Genomic DNA, 22,768 nt, shown 5'->3' on the forward strand with positions numbered 1-22,768 from the left:
AAAATGTGCACTTCGGGAAGGCAGCGTCCAGTACCTGGGCGGTCATGATGGCACAGGTGCCCTACCCCGGCCACCGCTTCGATAAGCCGCAGGTCAGCTGAAAGGATCGCCAAGCGCGGGGACGGAGCGAAGCCGTTATCTCTCCCGCACGCGGAGGTCGCGCCGGCCACGGCCGGAACACCCGTCCGCGCTGCGGGACATTGCCCTCGCCTAGCTGTTCACCCGCTATACGAGTCCGCTGAACCGCTCGTCCACCTGTTCGGGGGTCAGGCCGAAGTCTTCGAGGGCGTAGCGGTGGGCCGGTTTGGCGGCGCCGGTGGCGCTCTCGTTGTGCAGGGCCGTCATCGCCGTACGGGCATCCTCGCTGAACGGCAGGCCGAAGTGTTCGTAGACGCCCCCGGCGGTGCCGATCGGGTCGCGGACGAAGTCGTCGTAGTGAATGTCCAGGAACTGCGCGGGGTCGTGCCGGGCGCGTTCGGCGCGGAACAGTTCGAGGCCGCGGCTCCACAGTTCCAGCTGGTCACGGCCGATCGTGGCGCCGGTGAAGACGTCCGACCAGCCGGCGGTGGCGTGCGCGGCGAGGCTGCACATCGACGCCATCGCCGTGCGCGGGGACCGGTGCGTCTGGACGATCAGCGCGTCGGGGTAGACGTCGAGCAGCGCGTCCAGGGCGAACAGGTGGCTGGGGTTCTTCAGCACCCAGCGCCGCCCGGTGTCGTTCAGGCCGATGAGCTGGAGGTTGCGGCGGTGCCTGCGGTAGGCGGGCGTCCAGTCCTGGGCGGCGAGCCAGGACGAGTACGCCGGCAGGTGCGCCAGGCATTCGAAGGAGATCGACAGCATGCTCTGGCGCAGGAGCTGCCAGCACTCCTCGACCGTGTCCGCCGAGATGTAGTGCAGGCCCATGAACTCGGGGTTCTCGATGTGGTGCCGCCGGTATCCGGCGTCGATGGCCTGGAAGACCGGGTCGTCCGCCCATGTGGCGCGGGGCGGCCGCGGCTGCGGCACCTCGGCCAGCCACAGTTCGAGGCCCTGGTGGGCGGGGTCGGCGGTGAGCAGCCGGTGCAGCGCGGTCGTACCGGTGCGGGGCAGGCCGGTGACGAAGATGGGCCGTTCGACGGGGACGTCGGCGTGTTCGGGATGCCGCCGCCACGCCGCCTCGGAGAACTGGCGGGCGGCGAGCGCGCCGCGCAGCATCGCGCGCTGGGCCTTGTTGCCGAGCGGGGTGAAACCGGCGTCCCTGGCGCAGGACTCCAGCAGCACCTTCAGCCCGTCCAGGTGGTCGTCGTCGCCGAAGCCGTCCATGCCGGTGATCTTGCGGGCCGAGGCGTGGAGGTCCTCGACCGTGCCCACGCTGTCGCGACCTGGGGTCATCGGTGCGCCTTTCCTGATGGTCCTAGTGGTGCCACTCGCCGGAGTTGACGTCCAGGCATTGGCCGGTGATCGCGCGGGCCAGCGGCGACAGCATGAACACCACGGCGTCGGCGACCTCGTCCGGTTCGGGCAGTTTGCGCAGGTCGGTGGTCGCGGCGTTCTCGTCGTAGATCTGCTGCGCCGGGACGCCGCGTTTCTTGGCGAGGTGGTCGAAGTACCACTTGAGGTTGTCGGCCCAGATGTATCCGGGGGCGATCGTGTTGACCCGGACGCCGCGCGGCCCGAGTTCGGTCGCGAGGTTCTGCGCCATCGCGAGGAGCGCGGCCTTGGCCATCTTGTAGGCGCCGAACGTCCGCCTGGAGTGCCGCAGAACCGCCGAGTTGACCATCACGACGGAGCCGCCGGTCTCCTCGAGCGCCGGGACGAGCAGGCGGGTGAGGTGGAGTGCGGCCAGCACGTTCGTCTCGAATCCGCGCCTCACCGCGTCGAGGTCGACCTTGGTCAGATCCTTCAGCGGCGGTGTCGCGAAGGCGTTGTTGACCAGGCCGTCCACCCGTCCGAACGAGTGCTGCGCCGTCTCGACCAGCCGTTCGCAGGCCGCCGCGTCGTTGATGTCGGTCGGGACGGTGACCGCGCGGCGCCCGATCTCCCCGACTTCCTTGGCGACCTCGGCGAGCCGTTCCTCGTTCCGCGCGGCCAGCACCACGTCGGCTCCCGCCCCGGCGCACTGGACGGCGAGGCCGCGTCCCAGGCCGGGGCCGACGCCGGAGATGACGATGACCCGGCCTTCCAGGAGTCCCGCGGCCATCAGCCGAGCATCCGTCGGGCGACGGCGACCTGGCGGGCGGTGATCCGTTCCTTCCACTCCCGCTCGGTGACCCGCTGCCGCTCGTAGTGCGGAAGCCGGCGCGGCAGCTCGTCGAACGGCATCACCTCGAAGGACGGGCCGTCCTCGGCGCCGAGCGCACGGGTGAGCCGCTGCCAGCGGAACTGCAGGTAGCCGCGGCGGTGGCCGGTCCGCTCGATCCAGTTGGCGAGGCCGGGATCGCGCTCGCCGACCACGTAACGGATCATGCCGTCGTCGTCCACGCGGGCCTGGTCGGCGGTGAGGCTCGTCTGGTGGTTGATGTAGTCGAGCGAGACGTACCACATGCTGCCGAGCTGGAAGCCCTGGTACGGCGCCACCTCGCGGTCGGCCGCCGGCGCGGTGATCACCATCACCTCGTCGTCGTCGAGGTCGTAGTGGCCGACGGACGAGAACTGCGTGGCCAGCCCACCGGGCGTCGGACGCGGCTCGGTCAGCGTGTTGACCGGCAGCTGCAGGTAGTGCCACTCGGGGAAGGCCAGGAAGGTGCGCAGCCGCGCCAGCAGCATCTTCCCCGCCACCTCGTACCGGCGGGCCATCCGGTCGGACGGGACGGGCGGCGGGGAGGTGCCGAGGGTGTCGGCGCGGTGGATGCGGATCTCGCCGGGACGCTCGTTCTCCCAGTCGCTGAACACCTCCCGGACGATCAGCATCGCGGAGCCGGGGGCGACCGCGACGTAACCGGGGCCGGCGTCCGGCCGCGGTGGGCCGAACCGGAGCTGGAACGTCCCGTCCCCGGCGATGGCCAGTTCGCGGTCGTCGAAGGCGGTGAGGCTGTCGGGCGACTGCGTCGGCGAGTAGTCGCCGTTCATGATCTGGAAGCTGAGGTCGGCGGTGGTGCCGCGCCGCCCCGTGACGACGTACTCGGCGTCGTCCCTGATGTAGGCGTGGAAGTACAGCGTGTCGGGGTTGTCGAGGCCGAGCTTGGTGTAGGGCCCGGTGGACGAGGCGAAGTACGGGTGCTCGTGCTGGTACGCCTGGACCATGTGCAGCGACGCCTTGATGCTGCCGGCGAGGTAGTCCAGCCCTTCGGCCAGGTCCTGGTCGGTCTTGACGTGCGGCGCGGCACGGATGATCCGCTCGGCCTCGGCGATCGCCTCGGCGAACGATCGCGTGGCCGAACCGGTGTCGGGACGGTCGGTCTTGCCTGCGGCTGAGTCGATGGCCACGCCGGGCTCCCCTGGGGTCGCGTCATCGCGTTGGGTGGACGAGTCTCCCGCGCGCGGCGCATTCGGCGCCACGGACGCGGGGACTCACCGTCGGACGGACGCTAGAACTCGTTCTAAGAAGCGTCAACGCCGGTCCCGGTCATCGGGAGTCCGGGACCCCGGCGGTGAACTTGAGGCTGGGCATGTCGTCCAGCGACACCACGTACTCGTAGGTGCGCCGGTGCCCGGTGCGCTCGACGCGCCACTGTCCGTCCGCACACCGCCGGTAGGCGTCGTGGTAGAACGCGGCGCCCCGGATGAGCATCCGATGCTCGACGAGGATGATCGTGTCGTCCAGTGACCACGTGCCGGTCGCGCGGTCGCCGTCCACGTCGATCTCCGGGGCGCCCGCCGTGTGCGTGGAGATCTTGTCGGGGCCGAGGTTGCCGCGCATGTAGTCGACGATCGCGTCCCGTCCCTCCAGCCGGAGGGTCTTGCCGAGCACCGGGGTGTCGTACTCGGCGACGGCGTCTTCGGTGAACACGCCGGCGAACTCGTCCCAGAGCTTCAGGTCGACGCAGCGCAGGTAGCGGAACTTCAGGCGGCGGATCTCTTCCAGAGTGACCAGGTCCATGCGACACAGCCTGCTCGTCTCCGGCGCGTAAGACAAGAACAGGTTCTACTCTCACCGCCCCGGCGGCCGCGATCGCCCGGCCGGGGCCCGTCCGGCCGGGGCCGCGGGCAGGGCCGGGACCGGGGTCAGGACCGCGGGTCAGGGACGGGGGCGATCACGAACCGCGCGCGGCTTACCCCGGCCATTGAAAGCGTGACCATTGTCACCCTCCACTTACCTCGCGGTCACCATTGTCTCCTGATCACTCACACCGTCCTCCAGCCCCCGCCCACCACCAATCAACCGACGAGCTCCGCTCGGCACACCGCCCTCCAGCCGAACCCGCCGACCACCACCAATCACGTTTTTCGGTGTTAGCCAACAATCGTCCTCATTGATTATGATCTCCGAGGCGACCGAATCAGGGGGTGGGTTCTCGATGACAGGGATCCCCGGCAGCGAACTGGAACATCTGCTCAACGAGACGCGGGCCGCGCTCGGGACACAGGGTGCGAGCGGCGGGGAAGGATCCGGCGGGCGACCGGACGGCACGGCCTCCGGGCCGTCCGCCAAAGGACATGGCGAGGCCGCCGGCGGGCTGGTCCGGGCGACGGTTTCGGCGGACGGAGAGATCGAGAGCATCGACCTGGCCCCGCGCGCGATGCGGATGTCCTCCGAGGAGATCGGCGAGCATGTCGCGGAGGCCGTGAACACCGCGTTCCAGGGACTTCGCGCCGATCCGGCGGGGCCGCCCGCCGGCGCGGACACCGAGCAGATCACGGCCAGGGCACGCGCGGTCCAGGACATGAGCATGCGGCAGATGCAGCAGATGACCCAGTCGATCGCGGACCTGATGGCCCAGTTGCACGGGGGGCGGCGATGACCGACGGCTTCCAGGTATCGACCGACCAGCTCACCTCCTCCGCCGGCCGCCTAACACAGGCCGCCGAACAGTTCGGCGGGCAGGTGCAGCAGTTCGAGTCGCAGATCAACGGCTATGGCGAGCCATGGGGCGGCGACGATATCGGAATGCTCATCGGAATAGCGCACAACGCCTGCTTCGAGGCGGCGATGAAATGCTTCAAGGAGAACGCCGAAGAGCTGAGCGAACGCGCCAAGGCACTTGAAGCGATCGCGAAGAACTACACCACGATGGAGCAGTCGAACGTCCAGACGGTCAATGCCGTCAGCAAGGCATTGGGGTAGCTCATGGGCATGCAACTGCCCGGCGAACTCATCGGCCTGCTCGGAATGCTCGGCTACACCTGGCCGGAGGGCGACGAGACGAAGCTGATGGAGATGGGCGGCACGTGGATCTCCTTCGGCGGCGGTCTGCAGTCGGCGTCGGCCGACGCGGACGCGGTGGCGCAGGGCGTCTGGACGGCCAACAAGGGCGACGACTTCGAGGCGTTCCAGAAGGAGTGGACGGACGACGAGGCCGCGTCCGCGAACATCCGCGACGCCGGGACCGACTGCATGCTGGTCGGCGCCGGAATGCTGATCGCGGGCATCATCATCCTGGCACTGAAGATCAACGTGATCGTCCAGCTCATCATCCTCGCGATCCAGATCGCGCAGGCCATCGCCACCGCGGTGGTCACCTTCGGCGCGTCCCTGCTCGAAATCCCGATCTTCAAGATGATCACCGGCTTGATCATCGACCAGCTGATCGGCATGGCGGTGGAGGCGCTGCTCAATGGCTAGGAACCGCGGCGGGAACCGGCCCGGGAGCAGCGGCGGCAGGGGCGGCGCGGGCGGCGCGAAGGTCATCTCGAAGGTGCTCTCGGAGACCCGGACGTTCCGCAGCCGCAGCGGCCGGACCCGCCAGTACGAGCTGATCCACCCGAACAAGTCGCGAGAGGGCGACCTCTCGAAGAAGTACAACATGAAGAACCGGAAGGACGGCGAGAAGGGCGACACGGGCCCCAATGTCAGAACCCGCAAGGTCGACCGGGACAGCAACGACCTGGCCCGCGCGGTCGATGACGCGCGCCGCCATAGCGGGGACAGATCGGGCCGCAACTTCGCCGCGTTCCGCTACATCGACAAAAACGGCGAAGAGCGCATCATGGTCGCGCGCAGCGACGGGCGGCACTCGGAGAAGCGCGCCGGCATGGAGATCCTCGAACGCGGCGGCAAGCTCAAAGAGGTCTACACCGAACGCCAGCCGTGCGACGTGCCCGGCGCATGGTGCGAGGAATGGATACCCAGATACTTCCGCAACAAGGTCGACGTGACCTACAGCTACCCTTACGACAATGACATACCTGGTTCCAAGTCCAGTGCGAACTCGGCGGTCAAGCGACATGCCAACTCGCTCTGAACCCACCGGGAGGCGGGCATGAGCGGACGGTTCCGGGACGCGGCCGACTGGGCCGGCCTCACCCACGCCTACGGCGCCGCCACCAACCTGCCGGACACCCTGGAGAAGGCCGGATCGGCCGACCCGGCGGTCGCCGAACGCGCCCTGTACGACCTGTCCGGCATCATCTACCACCAGGGCTGGGTCTATCCGGCGACGGTGCCGGCAGTCACCGTCCTGTTCGACCTCGTCTCCAGCCATGGAACCCATCACCGTCCCGGCATCCTCGCGCTGCTCTCGGACATCGCCGGGGCCCTGTGGGACCTGGAGGAGCACGACGAGGCGGAGTACGACGAGCCCGATCTCGCGACCGTCCTGGAGTGGGCGCGCGCGGCACGCGCCGCCGTGGAGGCGGGCGTCCCGACGCTGCTGAGCCTGCTGGACGACGGCGACCCGGCGGTGCGGGCCGCGGCCCCGGTCGTCCTCGCCGACTTCCCCGACCACGACCCCGACCCCGTCCGTTCCCTCCAGGAGAAGGCGGAGGCGGAGGAGGACGCGGGCGCCGCGGCGAGCATGGTCCTCGCCGTCGGCGACATCTGCTCCGACCGGGACGACCGGCCGGTCGGCTGGTTCCGTGGGCGGGCCGCCGACACCCGACGCGAGGTGCGGGCGGCCGCCGCGGTGGCGCTGCTGTGGTGCCGCGTGGACGACCTGGACGACGGCCTGCTGGACGCCGTCACCGCGGAGATCCGGGCGGACGAGTCGGCGCTGGACGACCAGCTGTGGGTCCGTGACGGTGGCCGCACCGGTTTCCTGACGGCCGCGCTGAGCGAGCTCCCCGCCCCGCAGATCCGGCTGGCGCGGAACGCCCTCGCCGTCTCCGACGCGGAGAAGCGGCTGGACGCCGTCCACCGCGCGGGCGAGGTCATGCGCACGTGGCGGGCGGGTCCCCGCGAGCTGCTCCCGCCGCTCGCGGAACTCCTCACCGGCGATGAGGCCGAACTCGTCCGGGAGACCGTCTGGGAGATCAAGCAGGGCGGCCCGGACATCGCCCTCGTCACCGACCGTCTGCTCCCGCTCCTCGACGATCCCGACGACCTTGTCGCGGGCAGCGCACTGGAGGCGCTGGCCCGCGCCGGCGACGCGCGATGCGTCCCGGCACTGGCGGCCGACCTCGCCGACCCGCGCCTGTCGTTCGATCCCGCCCCGGCCCTCGGCGGCATGAAGGAACACGCCGACGCGCTCCTCGGCCCGGTCAGGGAGTTCCTCGCCGACCCGAAGAAGGGCACGGGCTTCGCGGGCAACCACCTCGCGCGCGTCATGACGGCGCTCGCCGCATGGGGCGACCGGGCGCTGCCGCTCCTCCCGGACATGATCTCCCTGCTGGAGCGCCGCAAGGCCGTCCCGGCCGTCGCGAAGGCCCTGGCCGCGCTGGGCCCGGCCGCCTCCGACGCCGTTCCCGTGCTGCGCCGCCATCTCGGACGCAAGCACGGCCCGCAGGTCAGCCAGAGCGCGGCCTGGGCGATCTGGCAGATCACCGGCGACGGTGAGGAGCCGCTGCGGTTCCTCAGCGGGCCCCTCCGCTCCGGCCTGGACGACGAGGACGCCGAACGCCTCTTCGCGCTGGGCGCCGCGGCCGAGCCCGCACTCCCCCTGCTGGACGACACCGCACCCGGGGCCGCGGCCGTGATCCAGCACGTGACGGGCGACACCGCACGGACGCTGCCGCTCCTGGTGGACGCCGTCTCCGCGACCCCGACGGGGATGCTGGCGCTGCGGTGCCTCGGCGAGATCGGCGCGGACGCGGCACCGGCCGTCCCCGACATCCGGGAGATAGCGGAGAGCCCACACGTCCTCGCGGGCGGCCCGAGCACCGATGTCATCGCCACCGACCGCGCCTACCAGGCCACGGCCGCGACCGCCCTGGCCCGGATCACCGGCGCCGAGGGGGACGTCCGATGACCGCTGAGATCATCACGCGTTTCGGCCCCGAGGGCCTGCGGCGCGTCCCCGCCGGGGAACTGCCGGGCGAGCTGCCGGGCGAGGCGGCCGCCGCGCTGGCGGACCCGGGGCTGCCGCTCCAGGTCGGCCCCTACTTCACCGCCTCGACGGGAGAGCCGCTCGCCCTGGGCGAATACGCCGCGACCGTAGGGTTCCCCGACGCCGCACCCGACACGGCCGACTGGTGCCGCATCGGCACCGACCACGGCGCCGAGATGTGCGTGAGCGACACCGGGGACGTCCAGGCCGTGTTCGTCACCGCGACCGCCCCGCCGATGACCGTCAACACCGATGTCCCGGCCTTCGTCGCGTCCCTCCTGGCGCTCGACCGGTACCTGCCGCCGCTCGCGTCCCCCGGCGACCGGAACCCCGCCGAGATCTTCCGCGAGTTGCGCGGGACCCTCCTGCGCATCGACGAACCGGCACTGGAGGACGACGAGGCGTGGTGGCCGCGCGTCCTGGAGCAGATCCGGCATGCCCTGAGCTTCCCGTTCGCCGCCGCCATCGAATACGAGGACGCCGGCGGGGGCAGGCACGTCGAAACCGAAGAGGCCCGCGTGGGGCTGCCGCATCCCGAGCGTCTCCTCTGGGACCGCCTGGACGCCCGCGGCATCGCACCAGGGCAGGTCACGCGCGTCTACACGGAACTGGAACCGTGCTTCCTGCCCGGCAACTACTGCCGGATGCGGCTCAGCCGGTTCCGGAACGCGGAGTTCACATACAGCCACGACTACGGCGCCACGGCCGACGAGCGCGAACGCGGCCTCCTCGAACTCATGCAGCAGGCCGCACAGGAAACGTGACGGAGCGGATCACAGTGTCGACACCGGTCGAGTTGAACCAGGCGCCCTCCATCGGCGCGGGCCGGGAACCCGCCGCGGCGGCCGTCCGGGCGTGGCTCACCGACGTCCTGCGCCCCCGGCTCTGCGCCGTGACCGGCGCACCCGGCACCGGCAAGAGCCACCTGACGGCCTGGGCGGCGCTCGCCGACGCGGGTCCCGTCCGCGCCGTCCACGCCATGATCAGCGCGCGGGGCATGACCCCGCACACGCTGGCGTGGGCGCTGGCGGAGCAGCTGTCGGTCGCGGGCGGCGCCCCCGAGGCGGTCGTCGCCGGCATCGCGGCGGACCGCCGGCCCGCGACCGTCGTCGTCGCCGAACTGGACGAGTCGGGCCCGTCCTGCGACGGCTCCGCCGCTTCCGCGATCATCACCGGGCTGCTGGACCCGCTGCTGGAGTTCCAGCACGTCCGGCTGCTCGTCGAGGGGCGCCCCGAGTTCCTCTCCGCGTTCACCGTCCCCGCCGAGGTCGTCCATCTCGACGATCCCGAGCTGACCGACCGGGCCGCGTTCTCGGCGTGGCTGCGAGGCGCCCCCCACGCCGAGGCCCTGTTCCCGAACGTGGGCATGGCCGAACTCGCCCTGTTCGCGGGCGCGTCGGAGAACGTCCCCGAACGATGGCTGGACCGCGTCCCGCCCGACGCCGTGCCCGCGCTTCAGGTGCTCGCGTCCGCGTACGGGCTCATCGACGGCACGCAGTGGACGCGGCTCACTGCGGCGCTGACCGGTGACGCGGAACGGGCCCGCGCGTCCATCGGCCTCGTCGCACCACTGGTCACCCGCGTCGACGACTCCTTCCAGATCGGCTTGCGTCCGCTACGCGAGGCGATCCTGCGCCAACGGACACCGGAGCTCCACACCCAGATCGAGCACACGATGGGCCGCGCCCTCTACGAGCAGATCCCCAAGAACGCCTCCGGCACCCCGCAATGGGGCCAGAGCACCCCCTACATCACCACGCATCTGCTACGCCACGCCGCCGTAACCGGCGTGGCGGAACGCCTGGTGGCGGACGCGGCGCAACTCGTCCACGCCGACCCGCGAACCGCGACAGCGGTACTCGAATCGCTGGACGACCCCGCCGTCTGGCCCATCTGGCGCGCGGTCGGCCCCGGCCTCCTGACCACTTCGGACCCCGCCGAGCGCGCCGCCCTGCTCCGCCTGTCGGCACTACTCCGGAACGACGCCCCGCTCGCCGACCGCTTCGCGCCGCACGCCTCCACCGCCTGGGAGCCCGGCTGGTTCAACGTCCGCGGCGAAGGCTGGACGGGCCCCGTCTCCGCACTCGCCCGCCGCGACGGCGCGCTCCTCGTCGCCGCCGCCGACGGCACCCTGCACACCCTCGACTCGGCGACCGGAACCCCCATCGGGCGCATCACCGGCGGCACACCCGAAATCTGGGGGCTTCTCTGGTTCGCGGACGGCACCGTCCTGCACCTCGACGCGCACCGCACCGTCCGGGCGAGCGCCGTCACCAAGTCCGGGAGCCGCGCCGACCGCATCAGCGGCCTGCTCAACCAGACCGTCGACAACGGCTCCAGGCAGGTCGGAGCGAGCACCGTCCGCGCCACCCTCAAAGCTTGGCAAGGGCTGACCGCCGTGGGCACCGCCGGCTCCGGCCACCTCGTCGCCGGCGACACCTCCGGGCAGGTGCACGTGTGGGAGGCCACCGCCCCTCAGCAGGTCCTCGTCCAACACCTGCACGACGGACCGGTGACCGCCGTGACCGGGGTACACGGCCGCAGTGGCCGCCTCAGCCTGATCAGCGGCGGCGCCGACGGCACCGTACGGCTGTGGACGGCCGGCGAACCCCCCGTGGACGAACCACTCATCCGCCGCAACACCGGCGTCACGGCCGCGACCTTCGCGACCCTCCCGTCCGGCCCCGCCGCGGCCGTCGCCTGGACCGACGGCCACCTGCGCATCTGGGACCTGCTGACCGGCGACGAACGGACCATGAACCTGGGCCTCACCGTCAACGCCCTGGCACTAACCCCCCAGGGCTTGCTGGCCGTGGCAGGCCCCCACGGCACGGCAACGCTGCGCCTGCACCGCCCTACTGAGCCGGACCGCCCTTGATCTTCGACAGGACGTCGTTGAAAGCCTGATTGAACACGGCCATCTGACGCATGCCCTCGGTCTGGATCTCGTCGACCTGCTTATTGAGCGCGCCCGTGTCCACCGCGTCCCCCGCCGCCTCCGCGGCCTTGCCACGCAGATCGTTGAGCGCCGCGTTCGCGGCCGCCACCAGATGCCCGCCGAGTTCCTCCGGAGACATCCGCATGGCCCGCGGATTGATCTCCACGTCCTTGAGCCGTCCCCCGGAGGCCGCGGTCACCCTGACCCTGCCCTCGGCCGCCTCCCCGACCCCCTCAACAGGTTGGACCTCCGCGCTTTCCGCCGCTTCGCCACCCCGGCGCATCGACTCCAGCGTCCTGCGCGCCTCGGTCAACATGCGCTCGAACTCGCCCGCCTCCACGGCCCACCTTCCCTGATCGACACGTCCACAGGAGCCTAACCGCACCCGCACCCGCGGCTGAGAGACTGGAGCAATGACGGAAGACCTCGGAACCCGGCTGACGGGGCACTTCGGCACCCTGCGGCACCTCGACACAACCGGGTTGCCCCTACCCGGCACGGCCCGCACCGCCCTGCGGGCCGGCCTCCCGGCACAGGTGGCCCCCTACTTTTCCGCCACCGACGACGAACCGCTCCCCCTCGGCGACTACGCGGCCTCGATCGAAGCCCCACACCTCCCGCCGGACGCGGCGTCGTGGTGCCGCCTCGGAACCGACCAGGGCGCCGAGATCTGCGTCGACCCGTCCGGCACCGTCCAGGCCGTCTTCGTCGTGGCCGACATCGCGCCCCTGCACGTGAACGCCGACGTCCCGTCCTTTCTCGAATCGCTCCTGGCCCTGGACGAGGCCCTACCCGTCCTCCGTGACCCCGGCCGCCGAGACCCGGTGGACGTGTTCCGTGACCTCCGCGCCCGCCTCCTCCAGACAGACGCCCCCGCCCTGGACGACGACGAGTCCTGGTGGTCCCGCGTCCTGGAACTCATCCGGCACGCCCTGAGCTTCCCCGCCTCCGTCGCCTTCGAGATCGAAGAACCGGACGGCCGCAAACACATCGAAACCGACGAAACCCAGGTAGGCGTCGAGCACCCAGAACACCTCCTCTGGGAACGCCTCTCGTCCCAAGGCGTCCGCCCCGAACAGGTCACCCGCGTGTACACCGAACTGGAGCCTTGCTTCATGCCGGGCAACTACTGCGCAATGTGGCTCAACCAGTTCACCAACGCCGACTTCACCTACAGCCACGACTACGGAGCCACCGCCGAAGAACGCGAAGCCGGCCTCCTAGAACTAATCGAACACGCCACCACCGCCTGACCCGTGATCCCTCTTGAAGCGACCACCCAACGAAACGCCTAGCGGTCCCCGACGACCCCAGACGTCAATCCCGAGAGTCGAGGCGGGCGGCAACACGCTTCGCCAGGCCCACCACCTGCGCGTTCTCCTTCTCACCCGGCCGCTCATGGGTTCGCGCTGACACGTCCACGACCACGTTCGAAATCCGGAACTTGGCATGGATGTCGAAGACCTCGATGCGGGCCACAACGACGACGTAGGTCGCCTTGTCGGTCGTCCGGTAGCCCTCCTCGCCTATACGGAGCGACGTGATCGTCGAGCCACGCTGGACACGGTTGCCATGCCACCTCTCCAACGCCTCCGCAGCGCGCTCCGGGCCGGTCTGACGCGTGGTCGCCTGCTTGGTCGCGGCATGAATCCGCACCGTCCGGAAAGGACGGTCCACTCCCGCCGGGACGCTGCTCCACTTGCACTCTGACGCCGCGGCATCGTCGGCAAGCCCGAGGAACCCTTCGGGCCTGGAGTCTCCCGGCTCCCGCGCACCATTGGCCACCAACGGCGCCAGCGTCGCCGCATCGGGCATGATCTCGCAGGCGTCGACGTCCTCGAACCGCCCATCCGAGTTGAACAGCCCCAGCCGCCACCCGACCACGGCCCCACACCCACCCAGAGCCACAAGACAAGCAGGCAAAACCGCAAAACCGAGAAACCGAGCCCGCCCACCCAAACCAACCACAACCCCACCCTGACACACCCGCCCACGAGGCCACGTCCGCAGGCGAACTCACCAAGGCGATGAACATAGATCCCATGGCCATCACGCCGTCTTAAACCACAAGAAATCCCTCCCGTAGGCTGGCCGTCGTCGGCGGGTGGGGAAGCCCGGCCGACGCGAACGCCCCTCGTCCTCCTCCAAGGAGTGCGGGGGGCGTTCCCGCCGTGCTCAGTGGCAGCGGTCGGCCGCCCCGACGACGGCCATGCACACCTTCACGCCGACGTGCGGTCCGGTGGCCGCTCGGGTGAGTTGAGGTCCAGTGAGTCGGTGCGCCCGAGGCGCTCCCACTCCTGCCCACCGCCGGACCACCGGTAGCAGTGATAGTGCGTCGGCTCGACATCCGGCCGTTTGGTGGTGTCCGGGGCGACCTGATGCCCTGCCATCGGGCGGTCTCCGGCGTGGCGCACTCCGGCGGGCAGCACGGCTGCGCTCACCGCGCCAGAACTCCAGGTCGACGCGGTATCCGGTCGCCCGCAGAGCCGGGATGGTGGTCCTGGAAGGCACATGGTGGATGTACCGGCCAGCGTGCACGTCGCAGAACGTGGTGTAGGCCTGGGAGCGGAGCATGAACGCGTGCCACGCCGGGGCAACGGGGAGGGTGGGGACGATCCGCACCCACGGCCGTCCCTCTGCCCGGGCCCGGACGACGTTCGCCTGCGCCTTGAGGAAGACGAGCACCTGGCCGAAACATCCGCTCGGCGTAGCAACGAGTGACGTGGTGGTAGCGGCGGACGTCTCGACAAGGAGGGCGAACACCTCGGGCGGCACAAGGTCGCGCGGATCCTTGACAGCCTGGGTCGCCCGGTCGGTGGTGCTGGTCATCTGAACACCTCCAGAGGCGCGCATCATGCGGTGGTACCGCGGTCCCGGACGCGCGCCAGATGATCCGGGGCCGCGGTTTCAGATGGGGCGACACCACCGGGACATCGGGGGCGGTCAGTCCACGGCGGCGCCGCCTCGGCTCATAGGGCGGCCGTCCGCAGGTGCCAATCGACAGTGACGGCCAGTGCATCCCGGCTGGCCGCCTCCACCAAGCGCGGCCCGGCGCGGCCGGGGACGATCGCCCACCACGACCCGGTGGCGTCGCCGTGCCAGTGCGTGACGCCGCGGGGGATCGGCGGCGGTGGGTCGATGATCGGCGGCAAGTCGACCACCGTGTCGCCGATCACGGCGACTCGATCTCTGCCAGCGCATCCAGCAGGGTCCGCAACCGTTCCATTGACACCGCACGCATCCACGCGACGCCACCGCCGGGCGGGAACCTCATCGGGCCGCGCATGGCCTCCCACGGCAGGCTCACCACCTCAGCGCTGTACTGGAAGTGCCAACCGTCGTAGTCGGCCCGCAGCAACTCCAGGAGCGCGGCGATCTCGGCGTCACTCGGCGACGCCGGTTCGGATACGTTGCTCATGGCCGGACTCCGTTTCCGGTCAGGCCCCGGAACACCCGGTGTTCGCGCACCGGCCGGGGCCGCCTGTGTCTGTGGGTGACTAGGAACTTCACCAGCAGAAAAGCAGCAGCTCACCGACATCAGTAGTCAGCGCTTAACGGTCCGTTATACGTTCCGGGGCATGGGCATCAGCAGCCTGGGAGATGCGTTCGCCGCCGTCATGCGGCGTCACGGATGGTCAGGGGCCGCACTTGCACGCAGGCTCGGCGTCTCGCAGCCATGGGTGTCGATGGTCCTAGCCGGTAAACGTGACCCTGGGCTTGCCAGGTCGGCACGGCTGCTGCGTACCGTGGGCTGGGAGTTCGAACTCGTCCCGTCCGAGGAGGACGACCCCGTGAAGCGGCGCCAGTTCTTGGCGTCGGCGGCCAGCGTCGCACTGATCCCGTCGGCGACCAGCAGCAACCCGTACCGCGATGCCTCGTATGTGCGGCTGCTCGCCGACCGGCTCACCCACACTGAGGAACAGATCGGCGGTGCGCCGCTGGTGCGGGAGGCGCTCCGCCACGTCCACCACATCGCACCCGCCGTGCTCGGCGCCGACACCGGGCTGCAGGCCGCCGGGTCCAGGCTCGCCCGCCAGGCCGCGCTCGTTCTGCACGACACTCGCGACCTCGACCGCGCCGAACGCGTCGCGGGCCTCGCCCTCACCCTCGCCGCCCGAGCGCAGGACGCCCGAGCGCAAGCGCACGCGTACGCGACCCTGTCCCTCATTTGCACCTACGGCAGCCCGCGGTCACGTGCCGCCGAGTACGTTCGCCGTGGCCTGGTGCTGGACGACCTGGACGATGCCACCCGAGCGGCTCTTCTCGTGCGCCTCGGCCGATCCCTGGCCGTCCTGCCCGGACAGGAACGCCCGGTCCGCCGCGCCCTTGATGAAGCCCAGGCCCTCGCCGTGCGGCTGAGCCCGGTCGACGGCGCCGAGGTCATGGCCAACTCCGGCATCGCGCTCTCAGACCTCGGCCAGCACGCGAAGGGGACAGCCGACCTGCAGTCGGCGGTCGCGTCGGTGGAGGCGCAGTCCCCGCTGCTGGTTGGCCTCTACCAGGCGCGGCTGACGAAGACGGCTATCGAGGCCGGTGACGTGGGGGGCATGACCAGTGGGATGGACGCGCTCGCGCGCGTCGCGCCACTGCTGACGTCCCGCCGGATGGACATTCACGTCCGACACATACTGGCCGGCACGCGACGGTGGGGGATGGTGCGGGAGATTGGGCAGGCGCGCGGGAAGTTGTGGGAGGTCACCAGGTGAGCATCGAATCGAGCATGGAGGACGTGCTGAACGCGGGCGGCCACAAGGACGCCACGTTCCACCTCGCCGGCACGAAGGTCATCGTGCTGACCGACGATAGTGGGCAGACGTGGCTGTGCCGCCGCGACGACGGTGTAGGCGACTCGGCCGTTCCCATGGGGCGGGTCGAGGCACTGGAAAGGTTCGCTCGCGCGCTGGCCGAGATCCTCGCGTCCGGGAACGTGACACCTCGGCACCATGCCCGCGACGCCTGCGGACGGCACCGGGAGTCAGGCCCCACCGCGTAGGGGCGGCACCCCTTCGCCACCTGTGGTGACGAGACTTGTTGTCATGCGAACGCCCGGCCCAGATTTGGATTTCCACGACGCAGTCCTCTGGGCCACCCGGACGAAGGCGCCGTCCTCCCAACTCACCGACCTCAACTCGCATGACTTTCGTGCGTACCACCAGGTAGGCGGGTTCATATGAGGATAGACCCGCCTCGTGACCAACTGTGGCCCCCAGACTCGAGATCATGGCCTGGCGGGTCCGGCGACGAGGTAGTAGAAAGCTTCGTGTGAGTATGCAACTAAGCGAGGACTTTGACGGACGCCTTCGAAGGGCCGCTATGGAGTGGCTCGACGGTCGAACTTCTCCTGATAACCCGGTCGTCCACCGTCAAGAACTTCTCGATTTTGAGTTCGAAGGCAGCAATTTTCCGCTGGTTGACTATCAACTCGGCATCCGGAAACCAAAGGATCTGACCGCTGCTCTATCGATCTTGACCACTTACACCTCAGAAGGTCAGCGCGCTCCGTACGAGGATGTTCTCGGCACGGATGGGTTTCTTAGATACAAATACCAGGGCAACGACCCACAGTATTACACTAATAGAGGTCTGCGACAAGCCCACGCTCTCGGAGTTCCCTTGATCTGGTTCTTCGGCGTTCAGCAGGGCATCTACTTGCCATTCTATCCAGTGTGGATAATTGCGGATGAGCCCCAGCAATCTCAGGTAGCAGTCGGCCTTGATCGCTCTCAGGTAGCGCTCGCTCGAAACACAACATCTGTCAGCCCAGTAGAACGTAGGTACTCCGAGCGAATTAGCAAGCAGCGCCTTCACCAGCCCGTATTCCGTCAACGTGTAATTCACGCGTACGACAGTAGTTGCGCAATGTGTCGTCTACGACACATCTCTCTGCTTGACGCTGCACACATCATTCCTGACAGTGATGAACGCGGCGTTCCCGCCGTATCAAACGGCCTCGCACTCTGCAAGATTCACCATGCCGCTTACGATGAAAATATTCTTGGAATAAGTCCTGACCTGAAAATACGGGTGCGCACCGATATCCTACGAGAAGTCGATGGACCCATGCTAAAGTATGGCCTCCAGGAGATGAACGACGCACCACTATCCCTACCCAGAAGACGAATCGATCGGCCCAATCTGGAGGCCATCGAGCAGCGGTACGAGAGATTTCGTGCTGCAGGATAGGACTGATCGTCCTCATCGCGGAGATCTGTAACTCCCCGCTCGACATAAAGACCCGGCTACCCAAACATTGTCGTAGGTATCGCGCAAGCCACGGAAGATCTGCCGGGTCCTAGCAGCAGATCACGCAATCTTTCGCGGAGGCATTCAAGGGCCTTGGGGTCGTCAGGCAGTTAGTGTCGTGAGTCGTTAATTCGTTGGCATTATGTAGCGAGGGTTTCGAGGTTCTCGTCGGCAGGTTTGGTCCATACGAATGGCTTGCGTGGTGCCGTGCAGGACATAGTCGTGGGTCATCCCGGCCGGGGTGATCGGCAGGATGGGGGCGGTGCGGTCGATCGCCTGCATCTGGCTCTTCTCGTCCACCGCGAGCACCAGGGCGTTCTCGGGCAGGTCCAGGTACAGGCCGACCACGTCGCGGACCTTGTCGACGAACTGCGGGGCGGTCGACAGTTTCCAGGTCTGCACGGTGTGCGGCTTGAGGCCGAACGCTCGCCAGATCCGCGAGACCGCCGACTGCGACATCCGGTGACGACCCGTTCGACCTGCTCATCGGAGCTCATGGGGTCGAACGACAGGTGTCATGGCTGGACGACTCCCGCCGTCTGCACCACCGCTACGAACGCACGCCCGGGCACCGGGGAGCACCTCCGCGGCAGGACGTTACCGATTGCTTCACCGGCTCTCTTCGTAGTGGTGGATGAGGGTTTCGGTTACGTCGTGTAGGTCGACCATGGGGCGGCGGTGGCGGGTGCTGGTGGGGGTGGTGTAGCTGAGGTGGCCTGGCTCGATCCAGATGTTCGTCTCCTCGTTGCGGGTGAGGGGAATGGTGACGAGGGAGACGCCTCGGCCGTGGCGGTGGGTGACGTTTGCGATTCCGCGTGCGGTGAGCATTGTGGCCAGGTGGCGGGCCGCGAGCATGGGTGGCGCTGTCGTGCGGGCGTTGGGCCATGGGCCGGGGAGAGCGAAGGCGCACCAGACGGCTTTTCCTGGTATGCCGCGGGTGCATATCGAGCGTGTTGGGTGCGCGCCCCATGCTTCGGCGAGCTTGCCGACGATTCCGATGCCCCTGCCGTGGTCGCCCAGTAGCTCCCGAGGTGTGGTGTCCGGCCAGGACGAGCGGCAGGCGTCGAAGACCGTTAGCACCAGTTGCGGTGTTGGGATGGCTCGGGCCCACACCCATAGTTCGGGTGGGGCGGTCGGGGTTTCGGGGCCGGCGTTGAGGCCGTGGTGGAGGGCGTTGGTGGCCAGCTCGCTGGCGGCCAGGATCGCGTCGTCGGCTGTGTCACGGTCCAGGCCGAGGGTCGTCATGGCGATGCTGAGGAGGGAACGGGCGATCGAAGCGCAACTTGCGTCGGTCGGGAGGCGCCACGCGCACATACCTCCCAGTGCTATATCGGTGGCATGACCGATTGCCATATGTCCGGACTGCACTATCTGCGCCATTTTGAGACCCTCCTTGTAGGTCACAAGTTCCTTTCTTCACGTCACAGACTGGGCGCCTTGACCTAGCCTTTTCTTGTTCCCGAGAACTTCTGGAACTTCGCTGCCAGAGAGGGTGGGACGTGAACATCAACGAGTCGCCGGACCCGCGATCTTCGATGTGGGCATGGATCGCCTACTCGCTGCGGTTCCACCGCATGCAGCGCGGGCTCACGGGAGACGCCGTGGGGAAGCTGCTCAACTGTGCTCGTTCCTCAATTTCCAGACTGGAGAACGGCGAGGCCAAGCTGGACGAGAAGCAGGCCGCCATAGTGGACGAGGCCTGGCAGACCGGCGGCCACTTCTCGATCTTGGTCTGGTACGCCCGCCAAGGGCACGACCCGACCTGGTTCAAGAACTTCACTGAGTTCGAAGCGCGCGCAGAGAGGATTCACAGCTACGACGGCCAACTCATACCGGCACTCTTCCAGACTCCCGGATATGCCCGTGCGCTTCTCGAGTCTGGACGAAACCAGGATATTGAGGATGATCTTAAGAAGCGAATGGCGCGACAGAAGGTTCTCGATGGCAACAACCCGCCCGAACTTTGGGTGCTGCTCTCTGAGAGCGCGATCGATATACCGGTCGGCGGCGCAGATGTAATGAGAGGGCAGCTCGCCTATCTACTCGAGCTGTCCAGACGCTCCAACGTGTTCCTGCGCATCGTCCCAAAGAGCGCGGGCGCACATGAGGGACTAGACGGACCGTTCAAGATCATCACTGTCAAGCAAGGAGAGGTCGGCTTTGTAGAAGCACCTAACGGGGGCCGACTGGTACTCGAGGCGGCTGAGGTTCGCGGCCTGAAGCTGAGGTTCGATCGCATCGGTGCAGTGGCACTGCCCGTAGAATCTTCACGACGCCTGATCGAGCAACTGATGGAGAGCTTCACATGAATCCCCCCACATGGCGCAAGAGCAGTCGGTCAACCCAGGGAACGTCAGGCGAGTGCGTCGAGGTGGCGCGACTTGGACAGGGCATCGGAGTCCGTGACAGCAAGCGCCAAGGGCACGGGCACCTCACCCTCACGCCTGAAGCGTTCGCAACTCTCGTCCAGCGTCTCAAGGGCTAGCCCTGACGACCTGGACTGGCGCCCAGAGGACGAGCCTTCGGCTCAGGTCTTGGCCCCTACAAGTCGCTCCACAAAGGCCTGATCAAGGCGACAGCACGGATGCCGCAGCCGTGGGGTGGCCGACGGTCGTGACGACGCGGGCGGTGGCGCGGAGGGGCGGGGAACTCACGGGTCCAGCGGAGTGCTGGGGCGTGGGATGGGACTCACAGCGATGCTGGCGCGTCGAGATCGTTGGGAATTCGGCGTTGGCGGTCAGGTTGGTTGGTTGAGTGGGGGCCTGGTCCAGAGCGTGAGGTCGCTGCTGGTGGCGACGGCGAGTGTGCGGCCAGAAGGTGAGAATCCGGCGGTGCGCAACTCGGAGTAGTTGGCGTGGAAGATATGCCACCACTGGCCGCCGGGTGGACCGTTGTTGACGCCACCGTCTGCGGAGAGCAAAACGCGGTGGTCGGGCCAGTCTGGGGCGACGACGTCGAGCGCCCAACCGTCAGGTGTGGCGGTGTGGAGACCTCCGCCGAACAGTCCCGCGATGCGCACCTGCGTTCCCGTGAGGGGGCCGAGCCCGGGACAGGTGAGGTCGGGAGATGCGTCGGGAGTGCTGGTGTCCAGGTCGGGATCGTGATCGCGGGCGATCTTCTGGCCGGTCTGGGTGTCGAAGAGACCGTGGCCGTTGGTAGAGACGACCATCGCCAGGTCACGGCCGTCGGCAGGGTGAGGTGCGAATCCGATGCCCAGCAGACCACCGATAGGTGTTCGGTTGGTCAGGACGGGCTGCCAAGGCGCCGGAGCGGGCATGACGGGTGCTGCGAGGTAACGCTCGCGCAGGCGCTGCTGGTGATCCAAAATCAACGGTTCTCCGGCTCGCTTCTGTTTCGGGCGAAGTCTATGGTGCGGAGACTGCGGGCGGAGTGCGGTCTCGGGGCGTGAAGCCGAGACGGCGCCGAGGTGGAGCAGATCCGAAAGTCAGGTTCGTAGCTCTCGTCAGCGAACTTGGGGCAGGCTCTCCATATGAACCGCCGATACGACTATGTCGGGCCTGCTGAGATCCGCGACCACGTCCGGTCCGACATTGGCGGGCGACGGATCACCTCACTTGATGATCTCGCCGCTTGGCTGAACGAGCAGGGCCAGTCCGAGCGGGAGGACCCGTTCACGTTCGTCATCGACGTGAACGGGACTCTCCGCGTCGCCCCGCAGCGCAGCGAACATGTCGCCTGTGCGGGAGGTGACCCTGTGCTGAGCGCCGGCGAGATCACCTTCTCTCAAGAGGACGGCCGCTGGCTGGTCTTGGAGATCAGTAACCAATCCACGGGCTATTGTCCTGACTTCACGTCCTGGGCTGCCGTGGAGGCCGCGCTTGACGGCGCAGGCATTCACCATCCCGGCGGCTTCACCCACCCGATCGTTTTCCGCCGCTGTCTCCGATGCCGCCAACGCAACATCGTCAAAGATGATCACTATGTCTGTGCCGTCTGCGAAGCACCGCTGCCCGGCGCCTGGAACGTGGACGAGCCAGCGAGTACGAGATCTTGATCCCGTGCTTCGGTGATCAATCCTCAGGAGGTCGGAACGCGGCCCCTGCGGCGGTATGGCGTGACCTGTGTTGGCCGTGCTGCGGCGGGCTGGGGTGGCGCATCGCTCTTGGGTGGCTGATGTCGTGAGGCGGCGGGGACGTTCCAAGCGCCCGTCTCGGCTCGTCTCCAGCGGCGTTGTGTGTGAGCACTGCGCCTTACGATCAGCTCATGACCGCAGTCGATGACTTCATGGCCGAGCTGGACCATCCGCTCAAGGCCGAGGTGCAGGAGACCCGCGACATCATCAAGGGCGTGAACCCGGGCATCACCGAGCAGATCAAGTGGAACGCGCCGACCTTCAGCTTCGACGGCGGCTACCTCGTGACCTTCAACCTCCGCGCCACCGACCGCGTCCACCTCGTCTTCCACGACCCCGAGGTCGTGAACATCAACAGCGCGCTTCTGGAGGGCGATATGCCCGGCAGGCGCATGACCTACTTCGCCGACATGAGTGAAGTCACGGCCGGCCGGGCGGCGCTGGAAGACGTCATCCGCCAGTTGGTGAGCCTCCGCGCCTGAAGCCCCCCGGTCGCCCGGGGCTGGGGTCGCTAACTGGGCCTGGGGTCGGGCACTAGAAGTCACGGGGCGAGGCTGGTGGACGTTCTCGTCGCCATCGGCCGGCGCAGTTCCTGATCCTGCGCTTCGTGATCAACCTCTGGGCGAACGCGGCCCATGCGGCGGGTATGGCGTGACCGGTGTTGGCCGTCCTGCGGCGGGCAGGGGGTTGGCGCATCACTCTTGGGTGGCTGATGTCGTTGAGGCGACGGGACGGTCTAAGCGCTCGTCGTCCCCATCTTGGAGTGGGTGATGTTCGTGGTGGATGGCGCGGGTGACAGTGTTCCGAGCGAGGGTGTCCCTGATCAGGGGACGGAGGGTGAGGCGTCATGGTTGGGGCGTGGGGTTGCCTTGTTCACGCCCGTGTTCGCAGTGGCGGCCGGGTGGCTGGCCGGGGTCGTGGCGCAGCTCGTCCCCGGGGCTGACTTGGACGAGACTCAGGTGACGACGTTCATGGTGGCGGCCGCCACGGCTGCGCTTGGAGCTGGATGGAAGTGGCTTCAGGGGTGGCAGCAGCACGAGCGGTTCGTGGCGGAGGGGAAGGCCGCGCCCGTCAAGAGCAGCCAGCAGCGGACGGCTCGGGCTCGTAAGTGAGCTGAGCCTTCGGGCTCGGTCTGAGGGCCGATGGTGGCTGGTG

At 68.3% G+C, this 22,768-nt stretch carries 28 protein-coding genes and 2 pseudogenes; 17 read left to right on the forward strand and 13 right to left on the reverse strand.

What is annotated here, in order from left to right:
- Positions 1-225: 225 nt before the first annotated feature.
- The 4 genes from ACTWPP_RS22385 to ACTWPP_RS22400 form a co-directional block, all read right to left on the reverse strand.
- Complete coding sequence (locus tag ACTWPP_RS22385; RefSeq protein WP_443106280.1) at positions 226-1,371, reverse strand: sulfotransferase family protein; 1,146 nt, start codon at positions 1,369-1,371, stop codon at positions 226-228.
- 22 nt (positions 1,372-1,393) lie between these two features.
- Entirely contained in the window at positions 1,394-2,179 is a 786-nt protein-coding gene (locus ACTWPP_RS22390) for an SDR family oxidoreductase (RefSeq protein ID WP_443106281.1), read from the reverse strand.
- Positions 2,179-3,405 (reverse strand): hypothetical protein, encoded by a 1,227-nt coding sequence (locus ACTWPP_RS22395; RefSeq protein WP_443106282.1) that lies wholly within the window; start codon positions 3,403-3,405, stop codon positions 2,179-2,181. The genes ACTWPP_RS22390 and ACTWPP_RS22395 overlap by 1 nt, the downstream gene beginning before the upstream one ends.
- Before the next feature lie 139 nt (positions 3,406-3,544).
- Entirely contained in the window at positions 3,545-4,018 is a 474-nt protein-coding gene (locus tag ACTWPP_RS22400) for a nuclear transport factor 2 family protein (protein ID WP_443106283.1), read from the reverse strand.
- Positions 4,019-4,436: 418 nt separating this feature from the next.
- Between ACTWPP_RS22400 and ACTWPP_RS22405 the strand changes: the two genes are divergently transcribed.
- The 7 genes from ACTWPP_RS22405 to ACTWPP_RS22435 all read left to right on the forward strand — a co-directional run bounded on the left by ACTWPP_RS22405 (position 4,437) and on the right by ACTWPP_RS22435 (position 11,217).
- Positions 4,437-4,880 carry a YbaB/EbfC family nucleoid-associated protein gene (locus tag ACTWPP_RS22405; RefSeq protein ID WP_443106284.1) on the forward strand — a complete coding sequence of 148 codons (444 nt, stop codon included), beginning with the start codon at positions 4,437-4,439 and terminating at the stop codon, positions 4,878-4,880.
- Positions 4,877-5,203 (forward strand): WXG100 family type VII secretion target, encoded by a 327-nt coding sequence (locus ACTWPP_RS22410; RefSeq protein WP_443106285.1) that lies wholly within the window; start codon positions 4,877-4,879, stop codon positions 5,201-5,203. The genes ACTWPP_RS22405 and ACTWPP_RS22410 overlap by 4 nt, the downstream gene beginning before the upstream one ends.
- Positions 5,204-5,206: 3 nt before the next feature.
- Positions 5,207-5,701, forward strand: coding sequence for a WXG100-like domain-containing protein (locus ACTWPP_RS22415; protein WP_443106286.1), 495 nt, complete (start codon positions 5,207-5,209; stop codon positions 5,699-5,701).
- A gap of 73 nt (positions 5,702-5,774) precedes the next feature.
- Positions 5,775-6,320 carry a nucleic acid/nucleotide deaminase domain-containing protein gene (locus ACTWPP_RS22420; RefSeq protein ID WP_443106287.1) on the forward strand — a complete coding sequence of 182 codons (546 nt, stop codon included), beginning with the start codon at positions 5,775-5,777 and terminating at the stop codon, positions 6,318-6,320.
- Positions 6,321-6,338: 18 nt separating this feature from the next.
- Positions 6,339-8,261, forward strand: coding sequence for a hypothetical protein (locus tag ACTWPP_RS22425; protein ID WP_443106288.1), 1,923 nt, complete (start codon positions 6,339-6,341; stop codon positions 8,259-8,261).
- Positions 8,258-9,103, forward strand: a complete 846-nt coding sequence (locus ACTWPP_RS22430) for an SUKH-4 family immunity protein (RefSeq protein WP_443106289.1) — start codon at positions 8,258-8,260, stop codon at positions 9,101-9,103. The genes ACTWPP_RS22425 and ACTWPP_RS22430 overlap by 4 nt, the downstream gene beginning before the upstream one ends.
- A 14-nt stretch (positions 9,104-9,117) precedes the next feature.
- Positions 9,118-11,217: a hypothetical protein gene (locus ACTWPP_RS22435; protein WP_443106290.1), complete on the forward strand. Its 2,100-nt coding sequence runs from the start codon at positions 9,118-9,120 to the stop codon at positions 11,215-11,217.
- Here the strand turns inward: ACTWPP_RS22435 and ACTWPP_RS22440 are convergent.
- Positions 11,195-11,617: a YbaB/EbfC family nucleoid-associated protein gene (locus ACTWPP_RS22440; protein WP_443106291.1), complete on the reverse strand. Its 423-nt coding sequence runs from the start codon at positions 11,615-11,617 to the stop codon at positions 11,195-11,197. The two genes, ACTWPP_RS22435 and ACTWPP_RS22440, sit on opposite strands and share 23 nt — an antisense overlap.
- A 73-nt stretch (positions 11,618-11,690) precedes the next feature.
- On the opposite strand from ACTWPP_RS22440, the gene ACTWPP_RS22445 reads away from it, so the two are divergent.
- A complete protein-coding gene (locus tag ACTWPP_RS22445; protein WP_443106292.1) occupies positions 11,691-12,530 on the forward strand; it encodes an SUKH-4 family immunity protein in 840 nt (279 codons plus the stop codon).
- Positions 12,531-12,594: 64 nt separating this feature from the next.
- On the opposite strand, the gene ACTWPP_RS22450 is transcribed toward ACTWPP_RS22445, so the two are convergent.
- The 4 genes from ACTWPP_RS22450 to ACTWPP_RS22465 form a co-directional block, all read right to left on the reverse strand.
- Positions 12,595-13,161: a hypothetical protein gene (locus ACTWPP_RS22450; protein ID WP_443106293.1), complete on the reverse strand. Its 567-nt coding sequence runs from the start codon at positions 13,159-13,161 to the stop codon at positions 12,595-12,597.
- A gap of 335 nt (positions 13,162-13,496) precedes the next feature.
- Positions 13,497-13,718, reverse strand: coding sequence for a hypothetical protein (locus ACTWPP_RS22455; protein WP_443106294.1), 222 nt, complete (start codon positions 13,716-13,718; stop codon positions 13,497-13,499).
- 528 nt (positions 13,719-14,246) lie between these two features.
- Positions 14,247-14,453 (reverse strand): hypothetical protein, encoded by a 207-nt coding sequence (locus tag ACTWPP_RS22460; protein WP_443106295.1) that lies wholly within the window; start codon positions 14,451-14,453, stop codon positions 14,247-14,249.
- The gene (locus ACTWPP_RS22465) at positions 14,450-14,695 is read right to left on the reverse strand and encodes a hypothetical protein (protein ID WP_443106296.1); all 246 of its coding nucleotides are present in this window, start codon (positions 14,693-14,695) and stop codon (positions 14,450-14,452) included. The genes ACTWPP_RS22460 and ACTWPP_RS22465 overlap by 4 nt, the downstream gene beginning before the upstream one ends.
- A 160-nt stretch (positions 14,696-14,855) precedes the next feature.
- Between ACTWPP_RS22465 and ACTWPP_RS22470 the strand changes: the two are divergent.
- The 3 genes and pseudogenes from ACTWPP_RS22470 to ACTWPP_RS22480 all read left to right on the forward strand — a co-directional run.
- Positions 14,856-15,017, forward strand: a pseudogene (locus tag ACTWPP_RS22470) (helix-turn-helix domain-containing protein); the annotation flags it as partial.
- A 6-nt stretch (positions 15,018-15,023) separates the two neighbouring features.
- Complete coding sequence (locus ACTWPP_RS22475; protein ID WP_443106343.1) at positions 15,024-15,983, forward strand: hypothetical protein; 960 nt, start codon at positions 15,024-15,026, stop codon at positions 15,981-15,983.
- On the forward strand, positions 15,980-16,270 hold the full coding sequence (locus ACTWPP_RS22480) for a hypothetical protein (RefSeq protein WP_443106297.1): 291 nt from the start codon (positions 15,980-15,982) through the stop codon (positions 16,268-16,270). The genes ACTWPP_RS22475 and ACTWPP_RS22480 overlap by 4 nt, the downstream gene beginning before the upstream one ends.
- A gap of 488 nt (positions 16,271-16,758) precedes the next feature.
- On the opposite strand, the gene ACTWPP_RS22485 is transcribed toward ACTWPP_RS22480, so the two are convergent.
- Positions 16,759-17,115 (reverse strand): hypothetical protein, encoded by a 357-nt coding sequence (locus ACTWPP_RS22485; protein ID WP_443106344.1) that lies wholly within the window; start codon positions 17,113-17,115, stop codon positions 16,759-16,761.
- A 21-nt stretch (positions 17,116-17,136) separates the two neighbouring features.
- Between ACTWPP_RS22485 and ACTWPP_RS22490 the strand changes: the two genes are divergently transcribed.
- On the forward strand, positions 17,137-17,460 hold the full coding sequence (locus ACTWPP_RS22490) for an HNH endonuclease (protein ID WP_443106340.1): 324 nt from the start codon (positions 17,137-17,139) through the stop codon (positions 17,458-17,460).
- 258 nt (positions 17,461-17,718) lie between these two features.
- Here ACTWPP_RS22490 and ACTWPP_RS22495 read toward each other — a convergent pair.
- Together ACTWPP_RS22495 and ACTWPP_RS22500 are read right to left on the reverse strand one after the other, a co-directional pair.
- Positions 17,719-17,970 (reverse strand): annotated as a pseudogene (locus ACTWPP_RS22495) (IS630 family transposase); the annotation flags it as partial.
- A gap of 159 nt (positions 17,971-18,129) precedes the next feature.
- Positions 18,130-18,900, reverse strand: a complete 771-nt coding sequence (locus tag ACTWPP_RS22500) for an ATP-binding protein (protein WP_443106341.1) — start codon at positions 18,898-18,900, stop codon at positions 18,130-18,132.
- Positions 18,901-19,019: 119 nt separating this feature from the next.
- On the opposite strand from ACTWPP_RS22500, the gene ACTWPP_RS22505 reads away from it, so the two are divergent.
- On the forward strand, positions 19,020-19,829 hold the full coding sequence (locus ACTWPP_RS22505) for a helix-turn-helix domain-containing protein (protein WP_443106298.1): 810 nt from the start codon (positions 19,020-19,022) through the stop codon (positions 19,827-19,829).
- Positions 19,826-20,005, forward strand: a complete 180-nt coding sequence (locus ACTWPP_RS22510) for a DUF397 domain-containing protein (RefSeq protein ID WP_443106299.1) — start codon at positions 19,826-19,828, stop codon at positions 20,003-20,005. Before ACTWPP_RS22505 ends, ACTWPP_RS22510 begins: the two co-directional genes overlap by 4 nt.
- 252 nt (positions 20,006-20,257) lie before the next feature.
- Here ACTWPP_RS22510 and ACTWPP_RS22515 read toward each other — a convergent pair whose 3' ends face one another.
- On the reverse strand, positions 20,258-20,851 hold the full coding sequence (locus ACTWPP_RS22515; protein ID WP_443106300.1) for a hypothetical protein: 594 nt from the start codon (positions 20,849-20,851) through the stop codon (positions 20,258-20,260).
- Between the two features lie 159 nt (positions 20,852-21,010).
- Between ACTWPP_RS22515 and ACTWPP_RS22520 the strand changes: the two genes are divergently transcribed.
- The 3 genes from ACTWPP_RS22520 to ACTWPP_RS22530 all read left to right on the forward strand — a co-directional run bounded on the left by ACTWPP_RS22520 (position 21,011) and on the right by ACTWPP_RS22530 (position 22,725).
- Positions 21,011-21,535, forward strand: a complete 525-nt coding sequence (locus tag ACTWPP_RS22520; RefSeq protein ID WP_443106301.1) for a hypothetical protein — start codon at positions 21,011-21,013, stop codon at positions 21,533-21,535.
- Positions 21,536-21,744: 209 nt separating this feature from the next.
- Positions 21,745-22,095 carry a DUF1801 domain-containing protein gene (locus ACTWPP_RS22525; protein WP_443106302.1) on the forward strand — a complete coding sequence of 117 codons (351 nt, stop codon included), beginning with the start codon at positions 21,745-21,747 and terminating at the stop codon, positions 22,093-22,095.
- A 387-nt stretch (positions 22,096-22,482) separates the two neighbouring features.
- Positions 22,483-22,725: a hypothetical protein gene (locus tag ACTWPP_RS22530; protein ID WP_443106303.1), complete on the forward strand. Its 243-nt coding sequence runs from the start codon at positions 22,483-22,485 to the stop codon at positions 22,723-22,725.
- Positions 22,726-22,768: the final 43 nt, after the last annotated feature.

It is taken from the genome of Actinomadura sp. 3N407, assembly GCF_052245875.1.
In the GTDB taxonomy this organism is placed as follows: Bacteria; Actinomycetota; Actinomycetes; order Streptosporangiales; family Streptosporangiaceae; genus Spirillospora.

Coding starts and splice junctions, on each gene's coding strand:
- ACTWPP_RS22430 (WP_443106289.1), top strand. CDS start 8,258: ATGACCGCTGAGATCATCACGCGTTTCGGCCCCGAGGGCCTGCGGCGC.
- ACTWPP_RS22410 (WP_443106285.1), top strand. CDS start 4,877: ATGACCGACGGCTTCCAGGTATCGACCGACCAGCTCACCTCCTCCGCC.
- ACTWPP_RS22425 (WP_443106288.1), top strand. CDS start 6,339: ATGAGCGGACGGTTCCGGGACGCGGCCGACTGGGCCGGCCTCACCCAC.
- ACTWPP_RS22400 (WP_443106283.1), bottom strand. CDS start 4,018: ATGGACCTGGTCACTCTGGAAGAGATCCGCCGCCTGAAGTTCCGCTAC.
- ACTWPP_RS22510 (WP_443106299.1), top strand. CDS start 19,826: ATGAATCCCCCCACATGGCGCAAGAGCAGTCGGTCAACCCAGGGAACG.
- ACTWPP_RS22465 (WP_443106296.1), bottom strand. CDS start 14,695: ATGAGCAACGTATCCGAACCGGCGTCGCCGAGTGACGCCGAGATCGCC.
- ACTWPP_RS22500 (WP_443106341.1), bottom strand. CDS start 18,900: ATGGCGCAGATAGTGCAGTCCGGACATATGGCAATCGGTCATGCCACC.
- ACTWPP_RS22490 (WP_443106340.1), top strand. CDS start 17,137: ATGTGTCGTCTACGACACATCTCTCTGCTTGACGCTGCACACATCATT.
- ACTWPP_RS22405 (WP_443106284.1), top strand. CDS start 4,437: ATGACAGGGATCCCCGGCAGCGAACTGGAACATCTGCTCAACGAGACG.
- ACTWPP_RS22520 (WP_443106301.1), top strand. CDS start 21,011: ATGAACCGCCGATACGACTATGTCGGGCCTGCTGAGATCCGCGACCAC.
- ACTWPP_RS22385 (WP_443106280.1), bottom strand. CDS start 1,371: ATGACCCCAGGTCGCGACAGCGTGGGCACGGTCGAGGACCTCCACGCC.
- ACTWPP_RS22415 (WP_443106286.1), top strand. CDS start 5,207: ATGGGCATGCAACTGCCCGGCGAACTCATCGGCCTGCTCGGAATGCTC.
- ACTWPP_RS22445 (WP_443106292.1), top strand. CDS start 11,691: ATGACGGAAGACCTCGGAACCCGGCTGACGGGGCACTTCGGCACCCTG.
- ACTWPP_RS22525 (WP_443106302.1), top strand. CDS start 21,745: ATGACCGCAGTCGATGACTTCATGGCCGAGCTGGACCATCCGCTCAAG.
- ACTWPP_RS22390 (WP_443106281.1), bottom strand. CDS start 2,179: ATGGCCGCGGGACTCCTGGAAGGCCGGGTCATCGTCATCTCCGGCGTC.